The following is a 15738-nucleotide window of genomic DNA, read 5'->3' as shown; positions in this document are numbered from 1 at the left end:
ACGCCGTTTTAACCGCGTATCCTCCCTTTCTTAAGGAGGGTGAATCGTATGAATACGATTGAAGCAAATGTTGTCACCCCGGATGGCAGTGTCTTTAATGGCCAGGTAGAAATGGTCAGTGTGAAAACGCCTGAAGGCGGACTCGGCATCCTGCCGGGGCACTTACCTCTCGTATCGCTTTTGACGATCGGACCGGTCCGTCTGAAATCCGCCGGCAATATACAGCCAGTTGCTGTCAGCGGCGGATTTGTCGAAGTTCGCAAAGACGAAGTAAACGTTCTGGCGGAATCGGCAGAGCTGCCATCGGATATCGACATTACACGGGCGCGCGCAGCAAAAGAACGAGCTGAACGGCGTCTTGCTGAAGCAAAAAAAGAAAACCTCGACTTTGCCCGGGCAGAACTGGCGCTTAAGCGCGCCGTTAACCGTCTGGAAGTCGCGGAAAATAAATAGCTCTGATAAAACCCTTGTGCGGCTTTTCGCGCAAGGGTTTTTTAGAGTGTTGACAAAGTCATGACATCGATCGAAGTCATATTAAAAGGAACGGATGACGACGCATCGTCCGGCTTCTTTCCGCGGGCGCCGCGGGCGAGCGCCGAGCCGCTTCGGGCTGACGCCCTGCAGGGTCTCGTCTATCCCGCTATCCCGCAGGAGAAAGCCGGGATGCTGGGTCATCCTCCTTTTTTGAAGCGAGTGTATTGATAAAAAAGAAGCCATGCATCCACTCCTCCGACGCCTCCGGGAAAGCAAGAGACGAAGATCCGTATTCGGCGGCCTGAGGCCGCCGAATCCTAGCTGAGTCCTTGCCCGGGGCAAGCGGAGGTTAGTGGCTGCGTGGCTTACGTCAAAATAATAATTTGTCTACAAGCTGTAAAACCCTTGTGCGGCTTACGCGCAAGGGTTTTTAATTGTTTTTGCTGAAAATAAAAAAGTTCGGAAAACCGACAAACTTTAGCAACAAAATAAACACATATATATGATTAGCCGGCTGTTATAATCAAAATACTGATCTGTATTATTGTGAAATTGATCGTTATAATTTCCGGCGGAGAAGCTTTAAACCTTTATTTACCGCATTACATAAGAATTCTAAAGTTTTTCACAAATGCAAAGCTGCAAACAAAATAATGGAATAAAATGGATCTTAATTCAAACAGTTGCAGGAGAAGAGAATAACACGTGTATAATAGGAAAATAATACAATAATTACTTTTTAATAATTATTATCAACAAATTGACATTGCTGTTTTTTGTAGATAAAAAACAAAAAAGCCTTTAGAACAGCCTTTAATCTATACAAAATATGGTTTATTTTATAAAGATATGTTCCTAGATTTAAGTTAACACTATAGCCATGTTAGTAATCTGAGAATTCTGAATAATATAGACATTATTTTCACGACTTTGATATAATTTAAGTCGAGTAAGGCAAATAGAATACGATGATGGAGGGGAGTGAATGTATGGGGCTGAGTGCTTATTATGATAATTATATCATTGTCCTGATTTTTTTGATCTTGGGGATTTTGCTTCCAGTAGTTGCGCTGACATTTGGGCGTTTTGTGAGACCGAAGAACCCTTATGCGGAGAAGGTTACAACATATGAAAGCGGTATTCAACCGAAAGGAGACGCACAAGTACGTTATCACGTAGCTTATTATTTAGTTGCGCTTGAATTTATTATATTCGATGTTGAAACCGTTTTCTTATTTCCGTGGGCGGTTGCACTTGACCAGCTCGGCTGGTACGGACTGAATATTATGTTGATCTTCCTCACAATATTGGTGCTGGGTCTCGCCTATTCTTGGAAAAAGAGGGTGCTTGAATGGAATTAAAAGGATTTAAAGACACAGAGCAGTACGATCCGCGGGTGCTTGAGGATATTGAAAAAAATGTATTCTTTACGAAAGTGGATCAATTGAAAGCGTGGTCGCGGACGCGATCGTTTTGGCCGCTGACATTCGGTTTGGCATGCTGTGCGATTGAAATGATGGGGACTGGGGGAGCCCGTTACGATTTCGACCGTTTCGGCGTGATTTTCCGTGCATCGCCGCGTCATGCCGATGTGATGATCGTAGCCGGCACGGTAACAGCGAAAATGGCGCCGGTTCTCCGGACGCTGTATGATCAAATGCCGGAACCGAAATGGGTGATTGCCATGGGGTCATGCGCGACATGCGGCGGTCCTTACAAAGAAGCGTACAGCGTATTAAACGGTGTTGACCGGATCGTTCCGGTGGATGTTTATGTCTCCGGCTGTCCGCCGACCCCGCCTGCCTTGATTGACGGCGTGGATAAACTTCGCCAGAAAATCCGTGCAGAAGCTAAAGGTGAGAGGGTGACAAACGGATGAATGAAGAGCTTCTCGACATGATTACGAATAAAATCAATCAATTAACAGACGAAGAAACAGTGACAGAAGCAAAAATGAATTTTCACAAGCCGATGATCATTCTCCCCGCAGACAAATGGACGCTGACAGCCGCGAAGATGCTCCGCGATGATGAGGATTTGCGCTTTGATTTTCTCACCTGCATAACCGGAGTTGATTACGAAGAGCATATGGAAGTGGTCTACAACTTCTATTCAACCGTACACGACCACTACCTGTATGTGAAGGTGACAACGCCCCGCGAAGAACCGTCCGTGCAATCGCTCGATCCGCTGTTTAAAAGCGCGGATTATATGGAGCGGGAAATCTACGATCTGCTCGGCATCGACTTTCCGGGGCACTGGAATTTGCGGCGGATTATGCTCGATGATGATTGGGAAGGTCACCCGCTTAGAAAAGATTATATTACAGACAAAAAAGCAATGGGCTTAGACTAGAGGGGGGTGCCGAAACAAATGTCGGACTTGAAGACAGAAACGATGACGCTCAATATGGGGCCGCAGCACCCGAGTACGCATGGAGTCTTCCGCCTGCAGCTGGAAGTTGACGGCGAAACAATCGTCCGCGCAACACCGGTGATGGGCTATCTCCACCGCGGTTCGGAAAAACTCGCAGAAGGCTTTTTATATTCACAGTTTATCCCTTATACAGACCGTCTTGATTACATGAACGCGATGACGAACAATTACGTCTACTGTGCTGCCATCGAAGAATTGTTCGATTGGGAAATCCCGGAGCGGGCGGAATACCTTCGTGTCATTACAATGGAGCTGAACCGAGTGGCCAGTCACTTAGTTTGGTGGGGGACCTATTTACTTGATATCGGAGCGATGAGCCCGTTTCTTTACGCATTTCGCGATCGGGAAACGATTCTTGACCGCTTAAATGAAATCAGCGGCGCCCGGATGACGTTTAACTATCACCGGATCGGCGGTGTGAAGTGGGATGCTCCGGAAGGCTGGATTGAACAAGTGTTGGAAACAGTCAAAGAACTTCGGGAAAACATTCAGGAATTTCACACGCTTGTTACCGGCAATGAAATTTTTCAGTCCCGTACGATCGGCGTCGGAAAATTAACGAAAGAGCAAGTGATTAATTGGGGTCTTTCCGGACCCATCGCCCGCGCCAGCGGGGTAGACATCGATGTTCGCAAGACAGAGCCTTACTCGGTTTACGATCAGTTCGATTTTAATGTCCCGACGCGAGAAGAAGGAGATGTGTACGCGCGTTACCTCGTTCGAATCGATGAGATGTTTGAATCGCTGAAAATTGTTGAACAGGCATGCAACAACATTCCAGACGGCGAGATTATTCATAAAAAAGGCAAGAAGTTAATGATGCTCAAACCGCCGGAAGGCGAAGTTTATACACGCGCGGAAGCTTCGAAAGGCGAAATCGGCGTATACGCAGTCAGCAACGGCAAAAATAAACCGCACCGAATCAAACTGCGCCGTCCGTCGTTTGTTAACGTTGCGATTTTACAAGACTTGCTCGAAGGAGATTCAATCCAAAACCTTGTATCAATATTCGGCAGTCTTGATGTCGTGCTCGGGGAGGTTGATGGCTGATGGATCTCCTTTTATGGACAGCATACGCCGTGATTATCTTGATGCTCATGCTCGGCGGCGTAACGTTTGCGATTTTATTTGAACGAAAAGTGATCGGTGCGATGCAGCTGCGGCCCGGCCCGAACCGGCACGGCCCATGGGGGCTGTTTCAGACGATCGCCGATGTTTTGAAACTGCTGTTAAAAGAAGATATTATCCCGGCTGCTGCCGATAAAAAAATCTTCCTGATCGCCCCGGTTATCGCCTTCGCTCCGGCGTTTGCGATTTACGCCGCGCTCGCGTTTGACGAAAATATTTACGGCGCGGATTTAAATATCGGCATTCTTTATTTGCTCGGCGTGGCCTCGATCACGATGCTCGGTGTGTTAATGGGCGGGTGGAGTTCAAACAACAAATATTCTCTGCTCGGTTCGATCCGCGGGGTTGCGCAGATGGTCAGTTATGAACTGCCGCTCGTGTTGTCTGTTGTCGGAATTGTCATTCTCGTCGGCTCATTGAACATGCGTGAAATCGTGTTTTTCCAGGAAAGTGCGGGGATATGGTTCATTATTCCGCAGTTCCTCGCTTTTGTGGTGTACATCATCTCCTCAATTGCCGAACTGAACCGAGCCCCGTTTGATTTGCCGGAAGCCGAATCGGAACTCGTCTCCGGTTTTCACACCGAATATTCCGGTTTTCGGTTCGCATTCTTTATGTTGGCAGAGTACACGTACGCGATTGCAATTGCAGCGATTGCGACGATGCTGTTTCTCGGCGGCTGGCTCGGCCCGGCATTTTTGCCCGGCTTCGTCTGGTTCGCATTGAAGATGGTACTTTTTATGTTCCTCTGGTTCTGGCTGACAGCGACCCTGCCGCGGGCGCGTGTCGGTGATCTGATGAACTACAGCTGGAAAGTGCTCATCCCGCTCGCGATTTTGAACATCGTTGCAACTGCGTTTATAAAAGTGTGGATGGGGTGATAAAATGTTTCGATTATTAAAAGGATTCGGCGTAACGTTGAATTACTTCCGCAAAAAAAATATAACCATCCAATACCCGGAAGAAAAACAGGTTATGCCCGAACGGTTCCGCGGAATTCATCGTTTTTTCCCGGAAAAATGTATTGTCTGCAACTTATGTGTCCAGGCATGTCCGACCGACGTCATTACGCTGACGGGAAAACCGAGTGAGGAAAATCCGAAGAAAAAGGTGATCGATACGTACAATATCGATTTCCAAGGCTGTATTCTTTGCGATTTTTGTACGGAAGTCTGTCCGACGAGCGCGATTGTCATGACGGCGCGTTATGACAACTTGAGCGAGTTTAACCGCGCGGATCATTTCAAAGATATTGAATGGCTGACAAACAACACGGTTTACGGCAACTATATGGACCCAGAAGAAGAAGAACGCTTGAAAAAAGAAAAAGAAGAACAAAAACGCAAAGCCGCTGAAGAGCGGAAGAAAAAAGAAGAAGCGGAAGCCAGTGAACAAGCCGGAAGCAGTGAAGGAGGCGGAACAGCCACAGCTGCAGCGGTTAAAACAGAACAAGAAACAAAGACGGCCGCGAAAACGGAAACGGCCGAAAAGACAGATGAATCGAAGGCCGAGGCGTCTGAAGAACCATCAGCTTCGAAGTCCGAAGAGAAAACGGAGAAGAAGCCTGATTCAGACGAAGACAACACGTCGCAAAGGGGTGACAACCAGTGACCGCACAAGAAATCTTTTTTATCATTTTGGCACTCATCGCTGTAACAGGGGCACTCCTTCTTGTACTTTTGAAGCCGATTTCCCACCGGGTTGTCTCGATGGCCTTTGCATTTATGGCTATCTCAGGCCTTTACTTCTTGCTCGGTGCAGAATTTATCGGTATCGTCCAAATTATGGTGTATGTCGGCGCGATTACGATTCTGTTTGTTTTCGGTATGATGATGACCGAACACCGCACGATCGTCTTCGAACGGGATCCGCGTCTTTCTCACCAAGCGATTGGACTTATCAGCAGTGTTTCGTTGCTGGGGCTCCTGATTTTCGGGATCCTCAGCATGGACCTGCCGCAGACGGAAGGATACGTCGGCTCGGCTGAAGCGATCGGCCTGGAGCTGTACGGCTACTTTTTCGTCGCCTTTATCGGTTCGGCCTTTTTATTAACGGCCGCGCTTATCGGCGCGATCGTCGTAGCAAGAAAGGAGGCCGACTGACATGACTGTCCCGATTAGTTATTTTTTAGTTTTAGCAGCGGTATTATTTTGTATTGGCCTGTACGGAGTGCTCACGCGCCGGCACTTGGTCATTGTGCTCGCGAGCATTGAATTGATGCTCAATTCCGTCAACATAAACTTGGTGGCCTTTTCAGCGATCGGACCGTACGCCGATATTACCGGTCAGGTATTCAGTTTATTCGTTATCACGGTGGCTGCAGCAGAAGCCGCAGTAGGACTGGCGATCTTGATTGCCCTGTACCGCAACCGAGATTCCATTGATGTGATTAAACACGATCTGTTAGGCACAGACAAGGAAAAATCAGTGTCAACGTTACAATAAGAGACTAACTACAAGAAAAGGTGATAGTATGATGCAACTTGCCTGGTTAATCCCGGTTTTTCCGCTGATCGCCTTCCTAATTCTGCTTTTTTTCGGCAGGCTGCTGCAAGAAAAAAGCGCCTATGTCGGGATCGCAGCATTAGCCCTGTCGTTCATCTATTCAGTGTTGGCACTGTTTGAACGGGTAGGCGGAGAAACTTACACATACGTGTTTGAATGGATGACCTTCGGTGAAACTTCGCTGACAATGGGCTATGAAGTGACGGCGCTCAACGCGATGATGCTGATCGTTGTAACGGTCGTCAGCTTGCTTGTCCATGTTTTTTCGCGTGAATATATGCACGAAGATCACCGCATACACGTGTTTTATTCGTACTTAGGGCTGTTTTCATTTTCGATGCTTGGACTCGTATTAGCACCGAATATTTTACAGCTGTTTATTTTTTGGGAGCTTGTCGGGCTCTGCTCGTTTTTGCTCGTCGGCTTTTGGTATTTTAAACCCGAAGCAGCTTCAGCTGCGAAAAAAGCGTTTCTCACTACGCGCATCGGCGATGTCGGTTTACTGATCGGGCTTGTGCTCCTTTTCAATGAAGTCGGAAGCTTTGCCTATGCCGACATTTATGCCGCTGTTGAAAACGGCATGGTCGAACAGCCGATGGTGACCGCGATCGCGCTGCTTGTCTTTCTCGGCGCGGTCGGAAAATCGGCCCAATTTCCGCTCCACGTCTGGCTTCCGGACGCGATGGAAGGCCCGACGCCGGTCAGTGCGCTTATCCACGCAGCGACGATGGTTGCTGCCGGGGTTTACTTAGTCGGTGTGATGTACCCGGTCTTTCTCGCATCTGAAACGGCATTAACGGTCGTCGCCTATACCGGAGCAATTACGGCGTTCTTCGCAGCGACGATGGCGCTTGTGATGACGGATATTAAACGGGTGTTGGCGTATTCGACGATCAGCCAGCTCGGCTTTATGATTTTAGCGCTCGGAACCGCGGGCTATGTTGCCGGGTTGTTCCACTTAATGACGCATGCCTTTTTTAAGGCGCTGCTCTTTCTCGGCGCGGGAAGCGTCATTGTCGCGGTTCATCACCGGCAGGATATCAGTGTAATGGGCGGCCTGTGGAGCAAGATGAAAATCACCTCGGTCACGTTTTTAATCGGAGCCTTGGCGATTGCCGGCATCTTCCCGCTCGCAGGATTTTGGAGCAAAGAAGAGATTCTCGCTTCCGCGCTCTTGAACGGCAACGGCTTTTTGTTTGGTCTTGCGTTAGTGACGGCATTTATGACCGCGTTTTATATGTTCCGGCTCTTCTTTAAAACCTTCACGGGTGACTATCGCGGTGCCCATGATGACGAAGATGAAGCAGACGGTCACGGCGAAGATGATCATCACGGCGAACCGCACGAGAATACCGGCTTTATGACGATGCCGCTTGTCGTTTTAGCTGTATTGGCTGTCACAGCCGGTTTTGTCAATCTGCCGTTTATCGGCTATCCGCTCGAAGGCTTTTTGACGGCAGGATTAAATCTCGGCGATCAGCCGCACGGCGAACTGTGGCTAGCGTTTCTATCGCTGGCAGTCGCTGCCGGAGGAATCTTGCTCGCCTGGGCGATGTATTACAAAGGATCGATCTCGGAAGATTTCTTTGCCGCCAAAGCGCCTGCCGTTCACAAACTGCTGCTCAACAAATATTACCTGGATGAATTGTACACGGCTGTGTTTGTCAAACCGACAGTCGCGGTCGGAAGGTTCTTCTGGGAAATGGATAAAGGCATCGTTGACGGGATGGTTAACCTCATCGGACGATTTACCAGCACGTCAGGCCGGACGTTCGGAAAAACACACAACGGCCAGCTCCAAACTTACGGAGTTGTTTCCGTCCTCGGGGGAATCGTTGTCATCGCAATTGCCTTCGTGCTAAGGGGGTATTTCGGATGATGGGAAATATTTTGTTATGGTTAATCGTTGTGCCGCTCGTCGGTGCACTGCTCATCTTAACGATTCCGCGTGAATACACGAATGTCATTCGCTCACTTGCCGGTCTGACTGCAGCGGTTGCGCTTGTCCTCTCGCTTGTATTATGGGGGATGTTCGACCGGGGAGCTGCCGGCATGCAGTTTTATGAACAGCTCGAGTGGTTTACGCTCGGATTTATGCAAGTGAATTTTGAAATCGGCGCCGACGGACTTTCCGTTCCGTTGATCGCCTTGACGACGATTGTCACGCTGTTCTCGATCGTCGCATCGTTTACCATTGAACACCGCGTAAAGGAATTTTACGTCTGGACGCTTGTGTTGCTGACAGGTATGCTCGGTGTATTTGTCGCACTCGATATGTTCTTGTTTTTCCTCTTTTTTGAATTAACGCTCATTCCGATGTTCTTTTTAATCGGAATATGGGGCGGGAAAATGCGCGAGTACGCTTCGTTTAAGTTCTTGATTTACACAGGGCTCGGAAGCGGGATTATGTTTATTACCTTTATCGTCATTTACGTGCAAGCGGCGCTTGTCAGCTTTCCCGATCCGATGTCGTTTAGCATTGTCGAACTGACAGAAGCTTACACGGAAGGCGCAGCGGCCGGCGCGGTCGGCGGAGCGATGAAAGGCGGCATGTTCCTTGCCTTGTTTACGGCGTTTGCGATTAAGCTTCCGGTCTTTCCGTTTCATACATGGCTTCCGAACGCCCACGTCGAAGCACCGACAGCTGCAAGTATGATTCTTGCCGGCGTGCTGTTGAAAATGGGCGGTTACGGATTGATCCGTGTCGGTTTCGGGATTATGCCGGATCAGGCGGCAAGGTTTGCCACGCTGATTGCCGTTCTCGGTGTGATTAATATCATTTACGGCGCGCTCTTGGCGCTTGTACAGACAGATTTAAAAGCGTTGGTGGCTTACTCAAGTATCAGTCACATGGGGATTGTCCTGCTCGGAATTGCCTCGATTACCGAAGCGGGCATGCAGGGGGCGATTTTTCAGCTCGTCTCCCACGGATTTATCTCCGCGCTCCTCTTCTTTATGGTCGGAGCGATCTATTCGCGGACGAAAACCCGAACGATTTCGGAAATGGGCGGTCTTTCGCATTCCGTGCCGGTGCTGGCAGGTTTTATGCTTGCCGCTGCGATGGCGTCGCTCGGTTTGCCGGGCATGTCCGGTTTTGTCAGTGAATTAATGGCGTTTATCGGCATTTTCGGTGCACCGGCAGAAATCTTGCCGCAAGCGGTGACGCTCGGTGTCATTGCCGTTGTCGGGATTATCTTTACTGCCGCTTACTTGCTTTGGGCGATGCAGCGGACAACGTTCGGCCCGCCGAAAGAGAAATATGCCGGGCTCGTTGATGCAAAGCCGATGGAGTACGTTCCGATGGTCGGGCTGCTCGCGTTCACGATTTTGATCGGGGTCTATCCATTTATTCTAAGCGACGTGATAAACACTACAGTTATCGACCTTGTGTCGAAGATAGGGGGTTAAAGACATGCTAGCATTTGAAGCGACTTGGTCTTTAATGACTCCGGAAATCGTCCTGGGCGCACTGGCAATGCTTGTATTTACAATCGACTTCATGACAGGCATCCATGAGAAAAAGCCGTTTATCGGCCGGTTATCGATTTTCTCTCTGCTTGTAACAGCCGTGCTGGTTTTAGTCATGAACCCGCAAGGCGGGCAGATTGGCGATACATTTCTTGTCGATCCATTCGCAATGGTCTTTAAATTGATCATTCTTGTCGGGGTCGCGCTCGTTATCATGATGAGCATGAACTATCTGGACCGAAACGAGGACATTTATCAGGGCGAGTACTACTCGATTTTGCTGTTCACAGCGCTCGGTGCGATGATTATGGTGTCATCGGCTGACTTGATTACATTGTTTATCGGTCTGGAAATTGTCAGTATTTCGTCTTACGCATTAGCCGGATTTAAAAAACACAATATCGATTCGACGGAAGCATCGATTAAATACATCGTTCTCGGCGGTACAGCGTCGGCATTCATTTTGTTTGGCATGAGTTACCTGTACGGTTTAACCGGGACGACCAGCTTGTATGAAATCGGCGCTGCGATGCCGGAACTGTTCGCGGATTACACCGTCATGATCATGATCAGCTTGTTGTTTATGCTCGGCGGTTTCGGCTTTAAAGTCTCGATGGTCCCGTTTCATATGTGGGCGCCGGACGTTTATTACGGCGCTCCGACTCCGGTTACCGCCTTTTTAGCAACCGTTTCAAAACTGGCGGCTTTCGGGATTATTATTCGCGTATTTACGCTCGGATTTGAGAGCATCTACGCCGAGTGGGCGTTTATTGTGGCGACGATTGCAGCGATTACGATGATCGTCGGAAACTTCATCGCCTTGACACAACAAGACGTCAAACGCCTGATGGCCTACTCAGGCATTGCGCAAGCCGGGTATATTCTCGTACCGATTGCGACGGTGTTAAACAACTTCTCGATCACGGTGATCATCTTTTACAGCGTTGCCTATATTATGATGACGCTGGGCGCATTTTCGATCATTACGCTCGTCAGCGAGCAGAGCGGGAGAAAAACCGGGATGGACACGTTCGCCGGGCTGTATCAGCGCTCGCCTTATATGGCGGTGGCGATGGCGATCTTCCTGCTCTCGCTTGCAGGGCTGCCGTTTACAGCCGGATTTATCGGCAAAGCGAATATATTCTTGCTCGCGATTAACGGAAACATGCTCTGGCTGGCGATTATTATGATTGTCACAAGCATTATCAGCTTTTACTACTACTTCGGTGTCATTAAGCAAATGTTTATGGCCGAACCGAAGCCGAACGCAGAAGAAATCAAGGTACCCGGCGGCATTCAGGCCGTTGTCACGGTTACTTTGGCCGGAACGGTCCTGCTCGGTATTTTGCCGAACTTGCTGCTCGATCTGTTCACCGGATTTAATTGGATGATTTAACCGCAGCCAACAGCCCTGAAGGGTTTCCTTCAGGGCTGTTTTTTTATCATTCATTTAGAAGGAAAAAGGAAATAATTCGGGTTTGAATTGAACTACGAAAGAATAAAAAGAGGGAAGCGCGTCCTTATTTGGCAATTATAGGTTTGAGATGTGAATAAAATGTAAATAAGAATAATATCACCAGCTGATAATGGCTGTTTCTGCATGAATGTCACATGTTGCAAATTACGCGAAAATAAGTCCTCCGACCCATGTAAATCCTATTGATAATGACGAAATTACGGTATCATTCATTATTGAAATGATTTATGATTAAGATTGCGCCCGTTTGCTCGGGATTTCCCTTTTTCGGGGAGTCTTGGAGTATTTGGGTAAGATTAACGGTTTGCAGTGTTGGAGGATGAAACAGATGATCGAGGAAATGGGACAGCAATCACTCTTTAATATTTTAATCAGCTTAATGGTACTCATTGCTGTATGGTGGTCCGTTCAATCAATCCGCTTCGATTTATTTTTAAAAGATCCAGAAGGAATCAAAGCAAAAGGATTTATGGTTGTGCTGACATTGGCGCTGACTTATCTCGTCACAAGTTTCATCTTGAATTATTTGAACTGGTCGCAGACTTTGAGGTTTTTGTTCTAATAATCGTTTATTTGCAAGATGCTGACTCAAAGCGGAATGTTACCGTATGAATAACGGCCAGACGAAGATGCTTAATGAACAATTAAAAAATTTTTTTAAACGACTGTAACAAAATCGATGATAACAACGTACTAATATACGCAGGACATGATTAAGCAAAATACGAGCAATTGAAGCGAAAGATTAAAAATTTGAAAACACGACAAAGAATTTCATAATTCTTTACGACACGGAGGGAAACACTATGGAAAAAATCATTGTCCAAGGCGGGCAGCGTTTAAACGGAACAGTGCGTATTGAAGGCGCAAAGAATGCAGTCCTTCCGGTGATCACGGCATCACTTTTGGGCGAAAAAGGGAAAAGTAAAATCATGGATGTTCCGGCTTTGGCCGACGTTCATACAATTAATGAAGTTTTGCGCAATTTAAATACCGACGTTGTTTATGATGAAAAAGAGGGCACGATCGAAGTGGACGCCGAAGGCATCCTCGATGTCGAAGCACCGGTTGAATTCGTCCGCAAGATGCGCGCTTCTTTTTTAGTTATGGGCCCCTTGTTGGCGCGTAAAGGCCATGCACGAATTGCCCTTCCCGGCGGATGCGCCATCGGCTCCCGGCCGATTGACCAGCATTTAAAAGGCTTTGAGGCGATGGGAGCTGAAGTCGAGATCGGGAGCGGCTATATTGAAGCGAAAGCGCCGGAAGGCGGGCTTTACGGCAGTAAGATATATTTAGACTTTCCGAGTGTCGGAGCGACAGAAAACATTATGATGGCTGCGACGATGGCAAAAGGAACAACAACGATTGAAAACGTCGCACAAGAGCCGGAAATCGTCGACTTGGCCAATTACTTAAATGCGATGGGAGCGAAAGTGCGCGGTGCGGGCACCGGCACGATCAAAATCGAAGGTGTCGAGCAGCTTCACGGTGCAGAACACACGATTATTCCTGACCGGATCGAAGCAGGAACATTTATGGTCGCTGCTGCCATTACCGGCGGCAACGTGTTGATTGAAAATGTATTGACCGACCATTTAAACCCGCTGATTGCAAAAATGACCGAGATGGGCGTCATGATCATGGAAGAATCCTCCGGGGTGCGCGTGATCGGCCCGGAAACATTAAAAGCAGTAGATATTAAAACGATGCCGCATCCAGGCTTTCCGACCGACATGCAGGCGCAAATGATGGCGCTTATGCTCCGGGCAGAAGGGACGAGCGTGATTTCGGAGACGGTATTTGAAAACCGCTTTATGCACGTTGAAGAATTCCGCCGTATGAACGGGAACATTAAAATTGAAGGGCGTTCGGCCATTATGAACGGACCTGTGAATCTGCAAGGATCCGAAGTCATGTCAACCGACCTTCGCGCCGGCGCTGCCTTGGTCTTAGCCGGTCTTGTAGCAGACGGGTATACCCGTGTAACCGAACTGCGTCATATCGACCGCGGCTACGTCGATTTTGCCGGAAAAATGGCTCAAATCGGGGCCGATATCGAACGGATTGATGAAGAAGCAGAAACGGAAAAAGCTGCAGAACTGAATCCTGAGCTTCTTGAAAAAGAAGCGGTACGCTCAACGAAGGATTCAGCGATCAGCTGACAGCCGGCAACAAAGATATAAACAAATCCCTCCGAGCAAGTTCCGGAGGGATCTTTAACATGGGATTTTTTATTCGCTCTACCCTTAGCGTGTCGAATTATGATAAAATGAGACGGTGTAGAATGACGGTTAAAAGGCTCAAAGAAGGAAAAGATTGCTTACTGTATAGCACGTCAGGAGGAAAAATATGTTAGGTCGAGATATCGGGATTGATTTAGGTACGGCGAATGTATTGATTCATGTAAAAGGACGCGGAATTGTATTGAATGAACCGTCGGTCGTTGCGATGGATGCGCAGACGAAGGAAGTGCTGGCTGTCGGCGATGAAGCTTTTCAGATGGTCGGACGCACCCCCGGCAATATCGTTGCGACACGGCCCTTGAAAGACGGCGTCATCGCTGACTTTGACACAACAGAGCAAATGCTTAAACACTTTTTAAATAAAATTCAAGTTAAAGGCTGGTTCACGAAGCCGCGCATGCTGATCTGCTGCCCGACAAATATTACATCTGTAGAGCAAAAAGCGATCCGCGAAGCCGCTGAAAAGAGCGGCAGCAAGCAAGTATACATTGAAGAAGAACCGAAAGTCGCCGCAGTCGGCGCCGGAATGGATATTTATCAGCCGAGCGGAAATATGATTGTTGACATCGGCGGCGGAACGGCGGATGTCGCGGTACTGTCGATGGGCGGTGTCGTCACCGCAGAATCAATCAAAGTTGCCGGCGATACGTTTGATCACGATATTTTACAGCACGTGAAAAAAGAATATAAATTGCTGATCGGCGACCGGTCGGCAGAGGACATTAAGAAACAAGTCGGCACGGCTTTTCCGGGCGCGCGTAAAGAGGAAATTGAAATTCGCGGCCGTGACCTCGTCAGCGGATTGCCGCGGACGATTTCAGTCGGTTCCGAAGAAGTCCGCGGAGCGATGGCGGAATCGGTCGACCAAATCGTCCAAGCTGCCAAAAATGTCTTGGAAAATACCCCGCCCGAGCTTTCGGCGGATATTATTGATCGCGGTATTATTATTACCGGAGGCGGCGCCTATTTGCACGGGATCGACCAGCTGCTGTCAGATGAATTGAAAGTGCCTGTTTTCTTGGCGGAAGAGCCGATGGATTCAGTCGTTAACGGCACAGGTATGATGCTTGAAAATCTCGACCGTCTGGAACGCAAAAAAATCTCTGTTTAATGAGAAGAGACAAACAAAAGAGGTGAGCGCATGCTCAGAGGAATGTACGGCGCCGGCGCCGGAATGATAGCCCAGCAGCGCCGACAAGAAATGCTGTCAAACAACGTAGCGAATGCCAATACACCGGGGTATAAAGCAGACCAAGGTTCGTTGCGGACGTTTCCGCAGCAGCTGATCCAGGCAGTCGGAACGGATCACCCGGAGACGCACGGATCGCGTGATGTCGGAACGTTAGCGACCGGCGTATATATGCAGGAACGCACACCGAATTTTACACAAGGTGATATGCGCGAAACGGGCAACTCGACTGATGCTGCGCTTCTCCAAGGAGGAGTGCCGGAAGATCCGGAAACAGGCAATCCGGCAATGCTCGCTTTTGAAGCTGTGAACGATGACGGCGACGTCCGTTATACGCGCAACGGCAACTTCGCGATTGACGGCGAAGGGTTTTTAACCACACCGGACGGCTACTATGTTCGCGGTGAGGACGGCGAAGCGATCAACGTTGCAACGGAAAACATTGATATCAGTGAGGACGGCGTCATCACCGATGCAGATGAAGATGTGCTCGGGCAATTAAACGTCGTCGTCATTCCTGATGCCGAGAACTTGGTGAAAGAAGGATCCGGCTTGCTGAATTACGAAGGCGAGGAAGAGATCGTCACAGCGATCGGAAATGACGAGACGGAATATCAAATTCAGCAAGGCGCGTTGGAAGGCTCAAACGTCGATGTCAATCGGACGATGTCGGAAATGATGGCAACGATGCGGTCGTTTGAAGCGAACCAACAAGTTCTCCAAGCTTATGATCAAAGCATGGAGCGGGCAGCGAATGATATCGGCCGCCTGCAGTAAATGATTCAAGCGATAAAGATACAGAGAGCAGGTGAAGCCGT

16 protein-coding genes and 1 pseudogene are annotated in these 15738 nt (G+C 48.6%); all 17 read left to right on the top strand.

Annotation, left to right across the window (positions count from 1 at the left end; translation table 11 throughout):
* Positions 1–48 precede the first annotated feature (48 nt).
* The 17 genes and pseudogenes from EDD67_RS02105 to EDD67_RS02025 all read left to right on the top strand — a co-directional run bounded on the left by EDD67_RS02105 (position 49) and on the right by EDD67_RS02025 (position 15697).
* Positions 49–453, top strand: a complete 405-nt coding sequence (locus tag EDD67_RS02105; protein WP_121439502.1) for a F0F1 ATP synthase subunit epsilon — start codon at positions 49–51, stop codon at positions 451–453.
* Between the two features lie 60 nt (positions 454–513).
* The gene (locus EDD67_RS02100) at positions 514–702 is read left to right on the top strand and encodes a hypothetical protein (RefSeq protein WP_093071963.1); all 189 of its coding nucleotides are present in this window, start codon (positions 514–516) and stop codon (positions 700–702) included.
* 761 nt (positions 703–1463) lie between these two features.
* A complete protein-coding gene (locus tag EDD67_RS02095; RefSeq protein ID WP_093071962.1) occupies positions 1464–1835 on the top strand; it encodes an NADH-quinone oxidoreductase subunit A in 372 nt (123 codons plus the stop codon).
* On the top strand, positions 1826–2353 hold the full coding sequence (locus EDD67_RS02090; protein WP_093071961.1) for a NuoB/complex I 20 kDa subunit family protein: 528 nt from the start codon (positions 1826–1828) through the stop codon (positions 2351–2353). Before EDD67_RS02095 ends, EDD67_RS02090 begins: the two co-directional genes overlap by 10 nt.
* Positions 2350–2829: an NADH-quinone oxidoreductase subunit C gene (locus tag EDD67_RS02085; RefSeq protein WP_093071960.1), complete on the top strand. Its 480-nt coding sequence runs from the start codon at positions 2350–2352 to the stop codon at positions 2827–2829. The genes EDD67_RS02090 and EDD67_RS02085 overlap by 4 nt, the downstream gene beginning before the upstream one ends.
* A gap of 18 nt (positions 2830–2847) precedes the next feature.
* The gene (locus EDD67_RS02080) at positions 2848–3960 is read left to right on the top strand and encodes an NADH-quinone oxidoreductase subunit D (protein ID WP_093071959.1); all 1113 of its coding nucleotides are present in this window, start codon (positions 2848–2850) and stop codon (positions 3958–3960) included.
* Complete coding sequence (gene nuoH, locus EDD67_RS02075; RefSeq protein WP_121439501.1) at positions 3960–4919, top strand: NADH-quinone oxidoreductase subunit NuoH; 960 nt, start codon at positions 3960–3962, stop codon at positions 4917–4919. Before EDD67_RS02080 ends, nuoH begins: the two co-directional genes overlap by 1 nt.
* A gap of 4 nt (positions 4920–4923) precedes the next feature.
* Positions 4924–5310 (top strand): annotated as a pseudogene (locus EDD67_RS14080) (NuoI/complex I 23 kDa subunit family protein); the annotation flags it as partial.
* 335 nt (positions 5311–5645) lie between these two features.
* Positions 5646–6140 (top strand): NADH-quinone oxidoreductase subunit J, encoded by a 495-nt coding sequence (locus EDD67_RS02065; protein ID WP_121439500.1) that lies wholly within the window; start codon positions 5646–5648, stop codon positions 6138–6140.
* 1 nt (position 6141) lies between these two features.
* Complete coding sequence (gene nuoK / locus EDD67_RS02060) at positions 6142–6483, top strand: NADH-quinone oxidoreductase subunit NuoK (RefSeq protein ID WP_093071955.1); 342 nt, start codon at positions 6142–6144, stop codon at positions 6481–6483.
* A gap of 28 nt (positions 6484–6511) precedes the next feature.
* Positions 6512–8422 carry an NADH-quinone oxidoreductase subunit L gene (nuoL, locus tag EDD67_RS02055; protein WP_162843774.1) on the top strand — a complete coding sequence of 637 codons (1911 nt, stop codon included), beginning with the start codon at positions 6512–6514 and terminating at the stop codon, positions 8420–8422.
* Entirely contained in the window at positions 8422–9951 is a 1530-nt protein-coding gene (locus EDD67_RS02050) for a complex I subunit 4 family protein (protein WP_121439544.1), read from the top strand. Before nuoL ends, EDD67_RS02050 begins: the two co-directional genes overlap by 1 nt.
* Before the next feature lie 4 nt (positions 9952–9955).
* Positions 9956–11407, top strand: coding sequence for an NADH-quinone oxidoreductase subunit N (locus EDD67_RS02045; RefSeq protein WP_121439498.1), 1452 nt, complete (start codon positions 9956–9958; stop codon positions 11405–11407).
* Positions 11408–11816: 409 nt separating this feature from the next.
* Entirely contained in the window at positions 11817–12050 is a 234-nt protein-coding gene (locus EDD67_RS02040) for a DUF1146 family protein (protein WP_093071952.1), read from the top strand.
* A 244-nt stretch (positions 12051–12294) separates the two neighbouring features.
* Positions 12295–13650, top strand: a complete 1356-nt coding sequence (gene murA, locus EDD67_RS02035; protein ID WP_121439497.1) for a UDP-N-acetylglucosamine 1-carboxyvinyltransferase — start codon at positions 12295–12297, stop codon at positions 13648–13650.
* Between the two features lie 187 nt (positions 13651–13837).
* Positions 13838–14842 carry a rod shape-determining protein gene (gene mreB, locus EDD67_RS02030; RefSeq protein ID WP_121439496.1) on the top strand — a complete coding sequence of 335 codons (1005 nt, stop codon included), beginning with the start codon at positions 13838–13840 and terminating at the stop codon, positions 14840–14842.
* A 30-nt stretch (positions 14843–14872) separates the two neighbouring features.
* Complete coding sequence (locus EDD67_RS02025) at positions 14873–15697, top strand: flagellar hook-basal body protein (protein ID WP_121439495.1); 825 nt, start codon at positions 14873–14875, stop codon at positions 15695–15697.
* Positions 15698–15738 lie beyond the last annotated feature (41 nt).

The sequence above is a fragment of the Salisediminibacterium halotolerans genome, from assembly GCF_003814815.1.
Taxonomy (GTDB): domain Bacteria; phylum Bacillota; class Bacilli; order Bacillales; family Salisediminibacteriaceae; genus Salisediminibacterium; species Salisediminibacterium halotolerans.
The sequence above is the reverse complement of the archived record's forward strand: the minus strand, read 5'-3'. Positions and strand labels throughout refer to the sequence as shown.